Origin of the sequence: Enorma phocaeensis, from assembly GCF_016901575.1 — a bacterium.
Taxonomy (GTDB): Bacteria; Actinomycetota; Coriobacteriia; order Coriobacteriales; family Coriobacteriaceae; genus Limicola; species Limicola phocaeensis_A.
This window is the reverse complement of the sequence record NZ_JACJKQ010000054.1, coordinates 1-1,377: the sequence shown is the minus strand read 5'-3', so window position 1 is coordinate 1,377 and position 1,377 is coordinate 1. Positions and strand designations below refer to the sequence as shown.

The following is a 1,377-nucleotide window of genomic DNA, read 5'->3' as shown; positions in this document are numbered from 1 at the left end:
GCGAGCGCGCCGAGGGCAGTCGCGACGACGCGTTCTTCGGCGAGGAGCGCGCGGCGCTGAACCCTCTGCCCGGGGCGCCGTTCGAGCTGTACGAGTGGAGGCGCTGCAAGGTGTCTCCGGACTACCACGTGCAGTGCGACCACATGCGCTACTCGGTGCCGCACCGCCTCGTCGGCAGGACCGTCGACGTGCGGCTGGGCGCGGCCTCCGTCGCGATCCTGGACGGCGGCGAGACCGTCGCGGAGCACCGGCGCCTGCGCGGCCGCAAGGGCCAGTACTCGACCGATCCCGCGCACATGCCGCCGGAGCACCTCGAGGCGCAGTCGCTGTGGACGCGCGAATGGTTCGAGCGCCGCGCCGGCGAGGTCGGCCCCGAGACCAAGAGGCTGATAGGGTCGGTCCTCGACGCGCACCCCATCGAGGCGCAGGGCTACGTCCCGTGCTCGAACATCCTGTCCCTCTCCAGGCGCGGCCGGACGGCCGAGCTCGAGGCGGCGTGCGCGAAACTCAACGCCTCCGGGGGCACGGCGACCTACACGCGCGTGAAGAACACCATGGCGGCGCTGAGGGCGGAGGCCGCATCGGCGCCGTCCGCTCGGCAGCCGACGGGACAGGTCGTCGACCGCGCGGAGCACGCCGGCAGGGTCCGCGGCGCCGAGTACTACCGCAGGAGGCGGGGTGGCTCCGATGCTCAGTGAGGAGGACTTCGCCCTGTTCACGAAATGGCGCGTGGGCGCCTTCGGGAGGAAGCTTCGCGAGATCTGCGAGGACGAGGCGTTCGACGACATGACCTTCGAGGACAAGATCGGGGCGTGCATCGACGCCGAGCTCGAGGCCCGCGACAGCAGGAAGATCGACAAGGCGGTGAGGGCGGCCCGCTTCAAGATCAAGGGCGCATGCGTGGAGGACATCTACTACCTCCCCGAAAGGAACCTCACCCGCGACCGCATCGCCAGGCTCGCGTCCTGCGCGTGGGTCGAGGCCCGCGAGAACCTCGTGATCCTATCGGAGAGCGGAGGGGGCAAGAGCTACATCGCGCAGGCGCTCGGCGTCGCCGCCTGCCGGAACCTCATGTCGGTGCGCTACGCGCGGCTCAACGACATGTTCCGCGAGCTCAACGTGGCAAGGAGCGAGGGCCGCGTCTACGACGCGCTCGACCGGTTCTCGAAGCCGGACCTGCTGATCCTGGACGACTTCTTCACGACGCCGATCGAGAACCCGCTCAACGCGGTCGACCTGTTCGAGATTCTGGAGGCCCGGGAGGGCCGCGGCTCGACGATGTTCGCGTCGCAGCTCGAGCCCGACCAGTGGTACCTGAGGATCAACTCGGAGCTGTGCGCCGACTCGATACTGAACCGGGCCGTGGAGCACGCCAGG

At 69.7% G+C, this 1,377-nt stretch carries 2 protein-coding genes; both read left to right on the top strand.

The window, feature by feature from the left end:
- Nucleotides 1-698 (top strand): Mu transposase domain-containing protein (locus H6A15_RS10140; protein ID WP_428840711.1); only part of this gene is annotated, 698 nt, incomplete at its 5' end.
- On the top strand, nt 688-1,377 hold a 690-nt coding region (locus H6A15_RS10135), incomplete at its 3' end, for an ATP-binding protein (protein ID WP_204673635.1). The genes H6A15_RS10140 and H6A15_RS10135, both read left to right, overlap by 11 nt.